The 16,709-nt window shown below is 64.0% G+C and carries 7 protein-coding genes and 1 tRNA gene; 2 read left to right on the top strand and 6 right to left on the bottom strand.

The window, feature by feature from the left end:
• Window positions 1–218: 218 nt before the first annotated feature.
• Window positions 219–1,220: a hypothetical protein gene (locus LC041_RS05555; protein ID WP_226531963.1), complete on the bottom strand. Its 1,002-nt coding sequence runs from the start codon at window positions 1,218–1,220 to the stop codon at window positions 219–221.
• A gap of 668 nt (window positions 1,221–1,888) precedes the next feature.
• Window positions 1,889–3,141, bottom strand: a protein-coding gene (locus LC041_RS05550) for an IS3 family transposase (RefSeq protein ID WP_226531962.1) whose coding sequence is annotated in 2 segments (ribosomal slippage) — window positions 1,889–2,859 and window positions 2,859–3,141 — 1,254 coding nt in all. Because the reading frame shifts where the segments join, the coding sequence is not laid out codon by codon here.
• Between the two features lie 180 nt (window positions 3,142–3,321).
• Here LC041_RS05550 and LC041_RS05545 point away from each other — a divergent pair.
• A complete protein-coding gene (locus tag LC041_RS05545) occupies window positions 3,322–4,689 on the top strand; it encodes a hypothetical protein (RefSeq protein ID WP_226531961.1) in 1,368 nt (455 codons plus the stop codon).
• Window positions 4,686–7,106 (top strand): hypothetical protein, encoded by a 2,421-nt coding sequence (locus LC041_RS05540; protein ID WP_226531960.1) that lies wholly within the window; start codon window positions 4,686–4,688, stop codon window positions 7,104–7,106. Before LC041_RS05545 ends, LC041_RS05540 begins: the two co-directional genes overlap by 4 nt.
• Before the next feature lie 653 nt (window positions 7,107–7,759).
• Here LC041_RS05540 and LC041_RS05535 read toward each other — a convergent pair.
• The 4 genes from LC041_RS05535 to rpoB form a co-directional block, all read right to left on the bottom strand.
• Window positions 7,760–7,844, bottom strand: a tRNA-Tyr gene (locus LC041_RS05535).
• An 86-nt stretch (window positions 7,845–7,930) separates the two neighbouring features.
• Window positions 7,931–8,860: a PfkB family carbohydrate kinase gene (locus LC041_RS05530; protein WP_226531959.1), complete on the bottom strand. Its 930-nt coding sequence runs from the start codon at window positions 8,858–8,860 to the stop codon at window positions 7,931–7,933.
• Between the two features lie 189 nt (window positions 8,861–9,049).
• The gene (gene rpoC / locus LC041_RS05525) at window positions 9,050–12,925 is read right to left on the bottom strand and encodes a DNA-directed RNA polymerase subunit beta' (protein WP_226531958.1); all 3,876 of its coding nucleotides are present in this window, start codon (window positions 12,923–12,925) and stop codon (window positions 9,050–9,052) included.
• A gap of 81 nt (window positions 12,926–13,006) precedes the next feature.
• A complete protein-coding gene (gene rpoB, locus LC041_RS05520) occupies window positions 13,007–16,510 on the bottom strand; it encodes a DNA-directed RNA polymerase subunit beta (protein ID WP_226531957.1) in 3,504 nt (1,167 codons plus the stop codon).
• Window positions 16,511–16,709 lie beyond the last annotated feature (199 nt).

The following is a 16,709-nucleotide window of genomic DNA, read 5'->3' as shown; positions in this document are numbered from 1 at the left end:
CGGTACCACGAGTGCAGCATGGGCGGCCTCCTCGACAATCGCGCTGTGCGACCGGACCAGGCGTCGGTTGTGGCGCGGGCTTATACATCGCGACTGTATAAGTTCGCGCCACGGCTGAGCGGAACGTCGGATGACCGATGCAGGCGACATTCCTGCGTGGACTGCACGGGTCAGGTTGAATCCCGGCGTGGAGCGTACGATGCCTGCTGGGCGGAGCCTTAATGAACCCCTAGGCATGCTTGATGCAGAACCATTCGCCCACCGGCGGATGACGAGAGCCTTACCTCTTGATAGTTCCAGGACACGTTGCGACATCGGGTGCAGCACCGTCTCGTCTGCAACGCCGTGTAGTCCTTGTGATACGACTGATTCCATTGGCCACCGGCGCTCACAACGAGCAGATCGTCGGGAGCGTGTCGAAGCTCATCCCACACTGCATCGTGGGCTGTGTTCCCCGAGGCGTGGTGCGGAGCTGAGCAGGCGGCGAGAGTTCGCGTGAGCTTACGAAATCCGCCCTGGCCGGGGTCCTTGAGCCAGTCTCCGTCGGTATCGCTCCAGATCACGACGCCGCCGTACGGCATCAGGACGTCGCTCCACAGCAGTGTGGAGAGTGCTCGGCGGTTTTGTACGGTCAGCCGAGTGAGTGCGTAGGTGTAGGGCAGTCCGGCGGGCACTGCCACCGCGAGCGCCCGCGGCGCTTCGTCCGCGTTCACCAGGGTGACCGTCCCGTTAATTCCAGACTGTCGTCTCCCACCATGCGCCGCAGCGGAACGAGCGAGGTCGACGGAGAAGAACCTCGGCTGTACACCGTTGGCGTACGCCGTATTAAAGATCTTGAGCAGTGCCCCGGCACGCTTTTTCACGCGATTGATTATCTCTTCAATGCTCCTCGCGCCGTACCATCCCCCTGCACGACGAGATTGCTCACGGATCAGAATCCCCTTCTGGGACGAGCCTGGTTCTTCCCTCCACGACTCAATGTTCCGGTTCGCCGCACTCAGAACATCGTCCAAGCGCGGAGTTTCTCCGTCACCCTCGGCGGCGGGCTCCACGATCTGGGCCCTTATGTACTCACTGACAGCGTCGACACTGACGACGGTGTCCCCACCATCGAGGAGCGCGTCCTGTGTCGTCTTGGCGATTTGGGCGAGCAAGATTGCCCATTCCGCAGGTACCCACATCTCCTGTAGAGCTCCGCGCGCTGCTTCGATGAGCGCCACAGCCCCGTTGATATGGTCGTGATCGTCGTGACTCAGGATGAGGATGTTCGGCCTATGTGAACCCGCGTGTTTGCCAACCGAGGCCGCACCGCCGGCATCCACTGCGATTACGCGACGGTCAGTGTCGCGGGACCAGATGAAGCACTCGCCATGCCCCGGGCCGGGCGCTGGCCCGACAATCGCTCTCAGCTCAACCACTCGTTTCCATCCCCCACTTTCTCAACGTAGAACACGCAGCCCGCGCTTCGTCTCATGCACTTGCCTTGAACTCGTCCTTGAGGGCAGGTGGCCGGGACAGCCAACTCACCCTGGCGACCTATTGTCGTGCACTTCTTCTCGGTCTCATAGGCGGCTCATGGATCGGCGTATCGAGTTTGGGCGAGAACTATCCCCTCCCAGAGCTGCATCCAAACTTCAACAGATAGGACCCCGGCAGCGTCAATCACTTCGGCTCCATCGAGTCATTCGACGTGTGGCAGCGAACACCTCAGATGGCATCGAAAGATGCCTTCAGCGCTCGGCGATCTGGTATAAGAGGCTGGGGCCCGCACCATTGACCCGGTCGCATAGACGATGGATCTCACAATCGGATTCTCAAGCCCCACACCGGACACAGCAAGTCGATACACTGACTCGCCCCGGCATGTCCGGAGAGCGAATTGCTGGTGTCAGCCGGCTCTCTCGACCGGTTCGTTGCGAGCGTAGTCGAGCTGCTCCACCTCGAGGGGCGTTAGGTCGTCGATGGAGCCGTGGGTGCGGTGGGTGTTGAACCACAGCACCCACGACGCGGTCGCCGCCTCGACCTGAACGACGTCCCGCCACGGACCGTCATGGTGAATGAGTTCGGACTTGTAGAGCCCGATCTGTGATTCCGCGAGCGAGTTATCGTATGCGTCGCCGACGGACCCGACCGACGCGTCGATTCCCTCGTCGACGAGCCGGTTGGTGAAGGTGATCGAGGTGTAGACGCTGCCGGCGTCGGTGTGATGCGTGAGCCCGGCGAATCCGAGCATGCCCTCACGCCTCCGTGTCCAGAGCGCCATGTCGAGGCAGTCGAGCACGAGCGGGGTGGCCATGCTGGTGGCGGCGCGCCAGCCAAGGATGCGGCGGGAGTGCGCGTCGAACACGAACGCGACGTAGACCCATCCGGACCATGTCCAGACGTAGGTGAAGTCGGCGACCCAGAGCTGGTTCGTGCGGAACCTGGCGAAGTGTCGGTCGACGAGGTCGGCCGGTCTGGTCTCCCGCAGATCCGTATCGACCGGGCGCTTCCGCTTCCCGCGGACGACGCCGGTGATGCCGAGGTCGCGCATGAGGCGTTCTACCGTGCAGCGGGCGATGTCGTGTCCGTCGCGACGCAACCGCAGCCAGAGCTTGCGGGCGCCGAGCACCCGCCGGTGGCCCTGCCAGGTGGCCAGGATGATCGGCTTCCACCGCTCATCAGACACCTCCCGAGGGGAGGGCCCGCGCCCTCGCGCGTCGTGATAGGTCGATGGGGCGATCTTCACGCCGTGCTGGGTCAGCACGTCGCAGATCGACTCGACACCCCATCGCAGCCCACCATCGGATCGCTCCCGATGCGCGTCGATGAACGCGACTATCGCTTCAGTGGCCGGTCGAGTTCGGCCGCGAAGAAAGCCGAGGCCGCCTTCAATATTTCGTTTGCCCGCCGAAGCTCGGCGTTCTCGCGCTTTAGTCGCTTAATCTCCTCCGACGCCTCGGTGGTCACGCCGGGGCGTTCGCCCGTGTCGACCTGATTGCGGCGGATCCAGGTGCGAATCGTCTCTGGCGAGCCGATGCCGAGCATCTGCGCGGTCGCGGTCATCGCCGCGTACTCGCTCGGATAGTCGGGCCGCAGCTCGGCGACCATACGGACAGCGCGCTCACGAAGCTCGCGCGGGTACTTGCTGGGACGTCCCATGAGACAGATCCTTCCAAGGAATCATGTCTCCGGACACGCCGGGGCGAGTCACCGTGAGGATTGCCGATCCTTAAGCGCATAGAGCACGTAGGCAAGCGCCATAGAACCCCGAGAACGTGTACTTTGAGCCTCGACGCTCGCCCTCAATATGCTGGCCGAATGCGCAGATCAGGAGACCGCATGCTGCAGTTCCGACTTACTCCGAGGACGTCCCGTGCTGAACTGCGCGAGTGGCATGAGCAGATGGACAGCGACGAGGGTTCCGACGCCACGCTTTCCATGGACGACGCACTCCGCCCCCTCACCGCTGGGCAATACAGCATGTGGGTGCAGCTCGTGCTGACCTGGGGTCAGAACATGACAGGGCGTGTACTGCAGGTGACTCCCGCTGCCGTGGCTCGCGCTCAAGGCAAGCACGCGCTGTCGGACGTAGAGCTGTTTGCGCTTTACCTCGCCGAGCGCATCACCGTAGATGGCGAAGACGTCACGAGCGAGATGAAGGCGCTGGGGAGGGAGCAACTCGCTGCCCGCAACATACTCGCCACCCATTACGGAGATGGCTCAGAAACATCAAGCATCCTGCTCGCGGCACAGACTCTCACTAACCGCACCAGCCCCGAACTGCACGCGGAATGGGAGGGTGAGCCGAGCATCGAGGAAACCGCGCGCACCCTGTATCACGACCTGTGGCCGACACGAACTGCGCCCGTGCGCGGTCCACTCACAGAGCTGGCCGAGGAAGCAGTACCTGCGACCAACCCCACGCACATCACCCGAACCCGGTACCCGTCCGGCCACCCTGCAGAGTTCGGAGATGAGTTCCGCAACCTTGCGCAGCGCGTTCCTCAAGTGCGCGGCGTCGCTCTATCTCTCGCCACCAAGGTACGACAGCAGCCGAAGCCTATCCAGGACGAGGTTGGGGAGATTCTGTTCGAACTCGTGCAGAACACCGAATGGCACGCCTCGGACCTCGCCGGCGGACGGACCGGGGCGAACTGCCGTTCGTTCACCTTCCGCGAATACAGTTATGACCCGAACGAGATCACCGCCGCAACGACGTTCGACCACAACTTTGTGGCCTACGTGCGCGACGCTGCTCGCCTCGCTGAGCGCGAGACCGGGTACAACGTCACACGCGCGGTGTTCGGCACCGCCACCATCATCGACAGCGGGATTGGTCTTGCCCGCTCCGTCGCAGAGAGCCTCAACGAGAGGCATCTCCTGACGAAGGAGACCGAGATCCGTTACCTGACTGCTGCTCTGGCGAAGAACCTCAAGCGACGTCGTGTTGATCTTGGCGACATCGGGTTAGCTCGCGTGCAGCAGAGCCTGACGAACCTCAACGGTTTCATGTCCGTCCGCACGGGGACCGTGGAGATGCTCCGTAACTTCATTGTCCGCCCCTTCGAACCGTTGAAACCCGGTGCGACGCCACCTCCGTCCCTGATTCTCGATTGGATCCCCGCCGCCGAGGACTTCATGGTTGGCCCGCGGGTGGGAACAGCTGTCACCATCGCGTACCCCGTCGACTTCGAGGTGGCGCCGTGAGCGAGAAGCGAACTGCCGTCGACGAGCACCGCTACCTGTTCACCACCGAAGTCGACCGGGATGGGTTCCCCACGTTTATCGCCGTCCATTGGACAGGTCTAAGTTTCTCCGCCGCCGACACATTCCTTGGCCCACTGCGCGATTACCTGAGACCGCGGCATGAGGTGTCGGAAGTGTGGTTCGTGTTCCCTGAGGACCTCCTACCGCTGGTCACCGCGTTGCGCGCCTCTGAACGCTTCGGAGACGATGGCGACGCCTCCGCACCCCGTGAGTACCGTTTTTTCAGCATCGATGTGCACGGCACCTTCCACGAGCAGTTACGTGATGACACACATCCTCACCCTGTCACGGCAGACACCGCGCACGACGTCGTGCAAGACGGCCTTCGGCAGCTCTTCCGAGACTCCGAAGCTCTTGCTACCGCTGCCGCCGGGTTCCATTTCACGCATCCCAGCGGGAGCCACTCCGAGCACTTCATCCGGACCTCCCAGGCAGTGTCCCGTGTTCACCACGCGTACTTTGTGGCGATGGCTCTCCTCCGCAGGCTCGCAGCTCCTACCGGAGACTCGACCATCTGGGTCGATACCGCTGCGATCTCCGTTGTCGGTTACGCCTACGCGGACCTCCTTCGTCGCGCGGGCATCACCGGCCGCCACCGCATCGAGACCTTCGGTGGCTACAACGGCCTGGAGCCCAACCTTCGACCAGAGCCGCAGGACATCGTTCTCGTATCCGGTTCTACGAGTGGGTCGCTCGCGCGTCGCGTGATATCGAAGAAGAAGGTCACCGATGACCAGGTGATCACGCTCTTCTACATCTCAGCCGATCACTGGCCTGGGCAGTCAGGGCTCGTGCTGTGCGACCTCAGTGACCGGGACCTGAAGGCCCACCCCTCCGTTCGAGCGTCCCGCATCGCTCCCTACAAGACTTTCAACACCGGCGATTGCCAAGCCTGCAACATCGGCAGCGGGGAGATTCACCTCGATGGAGACTCGTTCTTCCCTGCCACCAGCGAGCTGGACCTGCGTATGCCGTCGTTCACAGAACGTCCCCTACGTGGGGTATCTGGCCCAGGACGGAAGCCGAGCGAGATCACCCATTTCGACGGTTCAAACTACTTCGACGACCTTCTCGGTCTTGATGCCATCACCTTCGACCGCGGCACATCCGCCGGCCCGTCGCCACATGGCGTGTCTACCCGACTAGGGCATCTCTTCACAGACTCCACCTCGCCGGTATCGCAGCAGATCATCGCAGCTGCCAAGCACGCCGCCGAGGGCGACGTCGTTGCCGTCGTCTCGCTCCTGGATGACGACTCCACCGCTCTAGGGCAGATGCTCGCCGACGAGCTGATCGGGGCCGAATCGGAGAACAATCTCCAAGTCGTCAAGGACGAGCCTGCGACCTGGCGGGAATGGCGCCAAGCCGGAGCAGCGAGCCTCCACGATCTCGACGGCGGGACCATTTTGGTGTGTGCAGCTGTTCTCGGCTCCGGCCGGCAGTTCACGTCTGTCAGCCGGGACCTACGAAAGGTCACCGGCAAGTTCCACCTCCGGTACTTCGTCGCGGCGGCGCACCCGGAATCCTCAACAACGTGGGACATGCTGGAGAAAACTCTTAAGCGCGTGAGCGACTCTGAAACCAGCAAGCTCAACTATGTGTGGAAGCTCCCACGTGAGCCGCGTTTTCCTGGGTCGAAGACACCATGGGGCCGCGAGGACGCCACGCTGCGAACGGTCGGCGCGTGGCTCCTCGCCAACAACAGCGACGCGCACCTTCTCGCCGCGCTCGAACGACGCTTGGAGGCACTCGCGTTATTGAACGGGTCAACCCTGTTCATGGGCGCAGGCGAGACCGGTGTGATTGCGCAGGTGAACGCGAAGTTTGCTCTCTGGCCGTTCGACTGGACGACTCACGACAGCGATGCGGTTCCCACCCACGCGGAGATCTACGCCACCGTCGCACATCTACTCTATGAGTCTCGACGCCGCAGTCCGCACATCGAGAGTCGCACGATCACCGCTCGCAGGCACGGTTACGCACTCCATCCCGCGGTGTTCGACCGCTTCAACGATCCAGTCATCCAAGCAGCCCTCATCCGCGCATCTGAGCCTGGGGAGCTGAACTACACCACCGATGAGGATGCCAGTCGAGCTGTCGCCGACCTCCTGTGGTTCGTGCTGTCGAACATCGGCGGGGAAGCTGGAGATGCCGCCTATGAGTTTCTTCTCGCGTTGGCCGAGGGGCTTGATGAAGGTGGCTCATCGGGGCTGCGGGTCAAGGAGCGCCCGCTGGCCTCGTTGCTCATCCAGGTGAGAGAGATGTACGGAGACGGTTTCGAATCGCTTAACGAGTCGGCACCTCACGTGCGGGCGCTGCTGCTGTACCTGGGCGGCCACATCGCACGGACGGAGTGAACATGCGGACGACGGACTTCGTTGTCAGAGGTCACCGCGAAACGGGACGGGTAATCGTGCGGTCGCCCCTCACCCCTCTCTCCCTTCAGCCGAAGCGAGGACGAACCAAGGAACGTGTTCCACTCATGCAGCGACTGCTCGGCAGCGTCCTGCAGCGCTCTGACATCCGACGACAATGCGATGAAAACCATGAGAGCGAGAGCCGCGAACAGGGGCCCTCACCATGGTGAAGGCGTCGATGTACTTCACGTAGCGCCAGCGCGGCGCCGCTTCAGCGCGCTCGCGTCCCGAATCACGGATCGCGATGATGTCGAGTAGACGGATGCGCTCGCGACAGCCGAGGAGACTCAGGTCGATCCCTCGAAGCGCCCCGACCTCGTGGTCGCTGAGGTCGCCGGGAGACTTTAACGGCACGTTCCTCGTGGTTGTGTACGGACCCGCCCAGTCGTTGGGACGGAGGTCCCAGATCGCGATAGCGTCTCGCAGCGTTAGCTCGTTCACCCCCTCATCCTGTCATCACCTGGCGCCACCGACGGCGCCGACCGGATTTTCAATGGAAACGAAGAAAGCCACCGGGATTCCGGTGGCTTTCTTCTTGTGACCTGGCCTTCTGAGATACGAGAACAAAATCCTCGAGATCCGGGAATGGCCCATGGTGGCGAGTGAGGGATTCGAACCCCCGAATGCAGAGCAGTCTGATTTACAGTCAGATCCCTTTGGCCGCTTGGGTAACTCGCCAGAGCGCACCCGTCCGACTTGAACAGCCAACCGGGGGCACGAAAGACAAGCATACCTGCCCGAAGCGGGTGCAAGAAATCGAACCGTCAGCTGCCGTTCACACCGCGCCCAGCGTCCGCGAGAGACTCCGGTGTCCGCAGCAGACCACCCTCCGCGCGACAGGTCGCGGCGGCGACGTCCATGGCCCGCTGCAGCAGCGCACGCCACTCCCCCGCGTCTGACGGAGAAGCGTCGACCAGGCCCTCGGAGACGGCGGCGAGAGTCGCATCGCCCGCGCCGACGGTGTCGATCACGGCTCCTGGGAGCTGCGCGATCGGCGCGGACACGATGCCTGCATCCGCATCGACCGTCGCGCCGTCGGCACCCGCCGTTGCAAGGACTGCAGCAGCACCGAGCCCTCGCAAACGCACGCGCAACGCGTCGAGGTCACCGTCGTAGAGGATCGCCGCATCGTCCGCTCCGACCTTGACGATGGCCGCCGTAGCCGCGAGGCGCTCGAACCCGCGGACGAACTCCTCCCGGTCGCTGAGCATGCCCGTTCGCGGATTGGGATCGACCGCCACGCGCGAATCGCCCAGCGCGTCGACGAGCGCATTGACCTCGGTCGGCACGTCGAAGGGGAAGCAGCTGATCGCGACCAGACCGGCATCGGCGATCACCTGACGCGCCTCGTCGGAGTAGCGGATGCTGCGCTGCTGTGCGGCTTCGTTGAAGACGTACTGCGGCTCACCATCAGCCGCCCGCTGCACGATCGCCCGGGACGAGCCGAGCGGGGCCACGCTCGCGATCAGGCGCACCCCGTGGTCAGCCAAGTACTCGCGGATGTGCCCACCGGCCTCGTCGTCGCCCACCATCGCGATCAGCGTCGTCGGAACACCGAGGCGCCGCAGCCCGACAGCCACGTTGAGCGCAGCGCCGCCGACGAGCTCTCGTACGCCGGCGTCGTCCCTTATCTCGTCGATCAGCGCATCGCCGATCACGACCACGGAACCGGCAGAAGTAGTCTCGTTGCTCACCCGCCGACACTACCAAGTGGCCACGCCTCGGGCATCGTCGAGCGCGTCTTCCGTTGACAGCCTTTCGAATCGCGCAACTGGTCGCATCTCGGGCCGAGATGCGACCAGTTGCGCGATTCGAAGGGCCACCCCACCGACACGAAGAAGGCCCCAGGCGAATCGCCTGGGGCCTTCTCACTCACTCAGTACTCAGTTGTACGTACCGGGCGTGATGTCGTCCGTAGAGAACGCGTCGAAGTCGACGTAGCCGAAGTCGCCGTCGGCGTACGCACCGTCGGACGCGAAGATCCGGTTCGGGTAGCGCTCGCTCTTGGCTTCCTCGGTGGCCTCGACCGTGACGTCGCGGTACTTCGAGAGACCGGTCCCGGCAGGGATGAGCTTTCCGATGATGACGTTCTCCTTGAGACCGACCAGCGGGTCGCGCTTGCCCTGCATCGCAGCCTCGGTGAGCACGCGGGTCGTCTCCTGGAAGGAGGCGGCCGACAGCCACGACTCGGTCGCGAGCGACGCCTTCGTGATACCCATCAGCTCCGGACGGCCGGACGCGGGGCGCTTGCCCTCGGACACAGCCTCGCGGTTGATCGACTGGTAGCGCTTGAGGTCAACCATCTCGCCCGGGAGCAGAGTCGTGTCGGCGTGATCGACGACGGTGACCTTGCGGAGCATCTGACGGACGATGACCTCGATGTGCTTGTCGTGGATCGGCACACCCTGCGAGCGGTACACGCCCTGGACGCCGCCGACGAGGTAACGCTGCACCTCGCGAGCACCCATGACACGCATGATCTCCTTGGGGTCGAGCGTGCCGACCTGCAGGGGCTGACCGACCGTGACGTGCTGGCCATCCTCGACGAGAAGCGTCGCGCGCTTCAGCACCGGGTAGACGACCGGCTCGTCGCCGCTGTCGGGCGTGAGGATGACCTTCTTGCCCTTGTCGGTCTCGTCGATCGTGATGCGACCATCGGCCTCGGCGATCGGCGACGCACCCTTGGGGGTACGCGCCTCGAAGAGCTCCTGCACACGCGGAAGACCCTGCGTGATGTCATCCGCCGATGCCGAACCACCCGTGTGGAAGGTACGCATCGTCAGCTGGGTACCGGGCTCACCGATCGACTGGGCCGCGATGATGCCGACGGCCTCGCCGATGTCGACGGTCTTGCCGGTCGCGAGCGAACGGCCGTAGCACTGCGCGCAGACACCGACGGCGGAGTCGCAGGTCAGGACCGAGCGCACCTTGATGCTCTCGACACCCAGACCGACGAGCTTGTCGATCAGCACATCACCCACGTCGTCACCGGCGGCGGCGAGCACCTCGCCCGACTCGCTCACGACGTCGGAGGCCAGCGTACGAGCGAACACCGAGTTCTCGACGTTCGCGTCGCGCACGAGCTCACCCTGCGAGTTCGGAGCGGCGATCGGGAGCTCGAGGCCCTTCGACGTGCCGCAGTCCTCTTCGCGGATGATGACATCCTGCGAGACATCCACCAGACGACGGGTCAGGTAACCCGAGTCCGCGGTACGCAGAGCGGTGTCGGCGAGACCCTTACGGGTACCGTGCGTCGCGATGAAGTACTCCGCCACCGACAGACCCTCGCGGTACGAGGAGATGATCGGACGCGGGATGATCTCACCCTTGGGGTTATTCACCAGACCACGCATACCGGCGATGTTCCGGATCTGCAGCCAGTTACCACGAGCACCAGAGGACACCATTCGGTTGATGGTGTTGTTCTCCGGGAAGTTCGCCCGCATGGCGGCCTGAACCTCATCGGTCGCCTCGGTCCAGATCTTGATGAGCTCCTGGCGACGCTCGGCGTCGGTCGTCAGACCCTTCTCGTACTGCGACTGGACCTTCGCGGCCTGCTTCTCGTAGCCGGCGACGATCTCGCCCTTGCTCGGCGGGGTGAGGATGTCGCTCAGGGCGACGGTCACACCGGAGCGCGTGGCCCAGTAGAAGCCGGCGTCCTTGATGCGGTCCAGCGACGCAGCCGTCTCGACCTTCGGGTACTCCTCGGCCAGCTTGTTGACGATCTGCGACAGCTTGTTCTTGTCGGCCTGCTCGCGAACGAACGGGTAGCCCTTGGGCAGCGTGTCGTTGAAGATCGCCTGACCCAGCGAAGCGTCCACGAGACCGTGACGCTCGTAGCCCTCGGGAGCTTCGCCCTCGAGGAAGGTCAGACCGGGGATGCGGATGCGGATCTTCGCCTGCAGGTCGAGGGTGCCCTCGTCCTTGGCCAGGATCGCCTCACCCACCGAACCGAACGCACGACCCTCACCGTCCGCACCCTCCCTGACCGTGGTCAGGTGGTGCAGACCGATGATCATGTCCTGCGAAGGCAGAGTGACCGGACGGCCGTCAGACGGCTTCAGGATGTTGTTCGACGCGAGCATCAGCACGCGGGCCTCGGCCTGAGCCTCGACCGACAGGGGCAGGTGCACGGCCATCTGGTCACCGTCGAAGTCGGCGTTGAACGCCGCGCAGACGAGCGGGTGCAGCTGGATGGCCTTACCCTCGACGAGCTGCGGCTCGAAGGCCTGGATACCCAGACGGTGCAGGGTGGGTGCACGGTTGAGCAGCACCGGACGCTCGCGGATGATCTCCTCGAGAACGTCCCAGACCTCGGGACGGGTGCGCTCGACGGCGCGCTTGGCCGCCTTGATGTTCTGCGAGTGACCGAGGTCGATCAGGCGCTTGATGACGAACGGCTTGAAGAGCTCCAGCGCCATCTGCTTGGGCAGACCGCACTGGTGCAGCTTCAGCTGCGGGCCGACGATGATGACCGAACGGCCGGAGTAGTCGACGCGCTTTCCGAGCAGGTTCTGACGGAAACGACCCTGCTTACCCTTCAGCATGTCGCTGAGGGACTTCAGGGCGCGGTTGCCCGTACCGGTGACGGGACGACCGCGGCGACCGTTGTCGAACAGGGCGTCGACGGCCTCCTGCAGCATGCGCTTCTCGTTGTTGACGATGATCTCGGGGGCACCGAGGTCGATCAGACGACGAAGACGGTTGTTGCGGTTGATCACACGGCGGTAGAGGTCGTTCAGGTCCGACGTCGCGAAGCGACCACCGTCGAGCTGGACCATCGGGCGCAGCTCCGGCGGGATCACCGGGACCACGTCGAGGACCATCGAGGCCGGGCTCATGCCGGTCTCGAGGAACGAGCTGACGACCTTGAGGCGCTTGATCGCACGGATCTTGCGCTGGCCCTTGCCCTCGGAGATCTGCAGACGCAGGTTCTCGGCCTCGGCCTGCAGGTCGAACGACGCAAGGCGACGCTGGATCGACTCTGCTCCCATGTAGGCCTCGAAGTACTGGCCGAAACGGTCCTGCAGCTCGTGGAAGACGTCGTCCTCCGGACGGAGGGCACCGACCTCGAGGGTGCGGAAGTCCTCCCACACGCGCTCCAGCTTCAGGATCGCGTCGTCTGCGCCCTTGCGGATGAGCGACATCTCCTTCTCGGCGGCGTCCTTGACCTTCTTCTTGGCGTCGGCCTTAGCACCCTCTGCCTCGAGAGCCGCGAGCTCCTCCTCCAGCTTGGCCAGGCGCTCCGCGATCTTGGCGTCGCGGCGGTCGCCGAGCGTCTTCAGCTCGAGACGGATGTTGTTCTCCTGCGTGCCCAGGTCGCGGTGACGAGCTTCCTCGTCGACCGAGATGACCATGTAGGCGGCGAAGTAGATGACCTTCTCGAGGTCCTTCGGCGCCATGTCGAGCAGGTAACCGAGGCGCGAGGGCACGCCCTTGAAGTACCAGATGTGGGTGACCGGAGCGGCGAGCTCGATGTGACCCATGCGCTCACGACGGACGGAGCTCTTGGTGACCTCCACGCCGCAGCGCTCGCAGACGATGCCCTTGAAGCGGACGCGCTTGTACTTACCGCAGGCGCACTCCCAGTCGCGGGACGGGCCGAAGATCTGCTCTCCGAAGAGACCATCCTTCTCCGGCTTCAGGGTGCGGTAGTTGATGGTTTCGGGCTTCTTGACCTCGCCGTAGGACCACGCGCGGATGTTGTCTGCGGTCGCCAGGCCGATGCGAAGCTCGTCGAAAGTTGTGGACTCGAGCACTAGTTCTCCTGTGTCGGAAATTCTGTTTGAGAAGTCTGCTTCGGTGTGCCCGGGAGTTGCGTCCCCGGGCACACCTGCGGATTAGATCTCGTCGATCGAGGCGGCCTCGAAGCGGCTGGAGATGTTGATACCGAGCTCTTCCGCGGCGCGGAACGCCTCATCGTCGGTGTCGCGGAGGTTCACCAGTGTGCCATCGGCCGAGAGGACCTCGACGTTCAGGCAGAGCGACTGCATCTCCTTCATGAGCACCTTGAAGGACTCGGGGATGCCGGGCTCCTGGATGTTCTCGCCCTTGACGATCGCCTCGTAGACCTTGACGCGGCCGAGGATGTCGTCGGACTTGATCGTGAGGAGCTCCTGGAGCGCGTATGCGGCGCCGTAGGCCTCGAGAGCCCACACCTCCATCTCACCGAAGCGCTGTCCACCGAACTGCGCCTTACCACCGAGCGGCTGCTGGGTGATCATCGAGTACGGACCCGTGGAACGTGCGTGGATCTTGTCGTCGACCAGGTGGTGCAGCTTCAGGATGTACATGTAGCCCACCGAGATGGGGGCCGGGAACGGCTCGCCGGAGCGGCCGTCGAACATCTGGGCCTTTCCACTGGAGTCGATCAGGCGCACACCGTCGCGGGTCGGGGTGGTCGCGTCGAGGAGACCGGCGATCTCCTCCTCGCTCGCGCCGTCGAACACCGGGGTGGCGACCTTCGTACCGGGAGCCGCCTCGAAGGCCTCCTCCGGCAGACGGACAGCCCACTCCGGGGTGCCCTCGACCTTCCAGCCCTGCTTCGCGATCCACCCGAGGTGGGTCTCGAGCACCTGGCCGAAGTTCATTCGACCCGGGATGCCGAGCGGGTTCAGGACGATGTCGACCGGGGTGCCGTCCGCCATGAAGGGCATGTCCTCCACGGGCAGGATCTTCGCGATGACACCCTTGTTGCCGTGACGGCCGGCGAGCTTGTCACCCTCGGTGATCTTGCGCTTCTGGGCGATGTAGACCACGACGCGGCGGTTGACACCGGAGCCGAGCTCGTCGTCGCCGTCCTCGGCGTTGAACTCCTTGACCGCGATGATGGTTCCCTGCTCACCGTGGGGCACCTTCAGGGACGTGTCGCGGACCTCGCGGCTCTTCTCGTTGAAGATCGCGCGAAGCAGACGCTCCTCGGCCGACAGCTCGGTCTCACCCTTCGGGGTGACCTTGCCGACGAGGATGTCGCCGGGGCGGACCTCGGCACCGATGCGGATGATGCCGCGCTCGTCGAGGTCCTTCAGCAGCTCCGGGCTGACGTTGGGGAGGTCACGGGTGATCTCCTCCTTGCCGAGCTTGGTGTCGCGCGCGTCGACCTCGTACTCCTCGATGTGGATCGAGGAGAGGGTGTCGTCCTTCACCAGGTCCTGGCTCAGGATGATCGCGTCCTCGAAGTTGTAGCCCTCCCACGTCATGAACGCGACGAGGAGGTTCTTTCCGAGGGCCAGCTCGCCGTTCTCGGTGGCGGGGCCATCGGCGATGACCTCTCCGACCTCGACGCGCTCACCGGCGCTGACGACGACCTTCTGGTTGTACGAGGTGCCCTGGTTCGAGCGGTCGAACTTGCGGAGGTGGTACTCCTGCGTGCCGCCCTCGTCGAGCATGACGACGACGCGGTCTGCGGAGACCTCGGAGACGACACCGGCCTTCTCGGCGGTGAGCACGTCACCGGCGTCGATGGCCGTATAGCCCTCCATACCGGTTCCCACGAGCGGCGAGTCGCTGCGCAGCAGCGGCACAGCCTGACGCTGCATGTTGGCCCCCATGAGGGCGCGCTGTGCATCGTCGTGCTCGAGGAAGGGCACGAGCGAGGTCGCGACCGACACCATCTGGCGCGGGGAGACGTCGATGTAGCCGATGTCCTCCGGCAGGAACATGTCGACCTCGCCGCTGCCGCCCTTGGGACGCGCCAGGACGTGGCTCTCGATGAAGCGGCCCTTCGCGTCGAGCGGCGCGTTGGCCTGCGCGATGTTGAAGTCGACCTCTTCGGACGCGGTCAGGTAGTCGATCTGCTCGGTAACGACACCGTCTGTGACCTTGCGGTACGGGGTCTCGATGAAACCGAACGAGTTGATGCGCGCGAAGGTCGCGAGCGCACCGATCAGACCGATGTTCGGGCCTTCCGGCGTCTCGATCGGGCACATGCGGCCGTAGTGCGAGGGGTGGACGTCGCGAACCTCGACGCCGGCACGGTCACGCGAGAGACCACCGGGTCCGAGCGCGGAGAGACGACGCTTGTTCGTCAGACCAGCGAGAGGGTTGTTCTGGTCCATGAACTGCGACAGCTGCGACGTTCCGAAGAACTCCTTGATCGCGGCGACGACGGGTCGCACGTTGATCAGGGTCTGCGGCGTGATCGCCTCGATGTCCTGCGTGGTCATGCGCTCGCGGACGACGCGCTCCATGCGGGACAGACCGGTGCGGACCTGGTTCTGGATCAGCTCGCCGACCGCGCGGATGCGACGGTTGCCGAAGTTGTCGATGTCGTCGGTCGCGAGACGGATCTCGGCCTTCTTGCCACCACGGATGCCCGTGAAGGTCTCTTCGGTGCCCGCGTGCAGGCGAACGAGGTACTTGATCGTGGCCACGATGTCCTCGACGGTGAGCACCGAGGAGGTCAGCGGCTGGTCCAGGCCCAGCTTGTGGTTGATCTTGTAACGACCGACCTTGGCGAGGTCGTAGCGCTTCGGGTTGAAGTAGAAGTTGTCCAGGAGCGCGCGGGCTGCCTCAGCGGCGACCTGCTCACCCGGACGGAGCTTGCGGTAGATGTCGCGGAGCGCATCTTCCTTCGTGACGATCGTGTCCTTCGCGAGCGTCTCCTCGATCGAGGTGTAGCCGGCGAACTCGGCGAGGATCTCCTCGCTGGTCATGCCCAGCGCCTTGAGGAAGACGGTGACCGACTGCTTGCGCTTGCGGTCGACACGAACGCCGACCTGGTCGCGCTTGTCGATCTCGAACTCGAGCCAGGCGCCGCGGCTCGGGATGACGCGCGCCGAGACGATGTCCTTGTCACTGGTCTTGTCGGGGGTCTTGTCGAAGTAGACACCCGGGGAGCGGACCAGCTGCGAGACGACGACGCGCTCGGAGCCGTTGATGATGAACGTGCCCTTGTCGGTCTGCAGCGGGAAGTCGCCCATGAAGACCGTCTGGGTCTTGATCTCACCCGTGAGGTGGTTCATGAACTCGGCCTCGACGTACAGCGGAGCGGCGTAAGTCTTGCCACGCTCCTTGCACTCCTCGATCGAGTACTTCTCGGGCTCGAGGTAGGGGTTCGTGAACGACAGCTGCATCGTCTCGCCGAGGTCCTCGATCGGAGAGATCTCCTCGAAGATCTCGCCCAGACCGCTGTTCTCGTTGACGTCCGTGCGCCCCTGCTTCTTGGCCTCGGCCACGCGCGCCTTCCAGGCGTCGTTGCCGACCAGCCAACCGAAGGACTCGGTCTGCAGAGCGAGAAGGTCAGGGACCGTCAGCGTGTCGGAGATCTTGGCGAACGAAAGACGGGAAGCTCCGCGTCCGTTCTTGGTGGTGGTGGATGTGGATGCGTTGCGAGCAGCAGCCAAGGGAATAACCTCCGTGAGCCCCGCAGGGCTTCTCGATTCCTTTGTCGTCAGGTGGAGTGTGCGCTCGAGAACTCAACGAAATGCCGACCACCATATGAGGGCAGGGAGGAGCGAGCGCAACTACCAACTATACGCACGATTGTGCGACATGGCAAGCGCAGTCCTTGACCAATCTCAGATGCTGCGGTATGAGCATCCG

Source organism: Microbacterium paraoxydans, from assembly GCF_020524545.1.
In the GTDB taxonomy this organism is placed as follows: domain Bacteria; phylum Actinomycetota; class Actinomycetes; order Actinomycetales; family Microbacteriaceae; genus Microbacterium; species Microbacterium paraoxydans_C.
The sequence above is the reverse complement of the archived record's forward strand: the minus strand, read 5'-3'. Positions and strand labels throughout refer to the sequence as shown.

Excerpts from the sequence above, each read along its gene's own strand:
- LC041_RS05545 (WP_226531961.1), top strand. The coding sequence starts at position 3,322 with ATGCTGCAGTTCCGACTTACTCCGAGGACGTCCCGTGCTGAACTGCGC.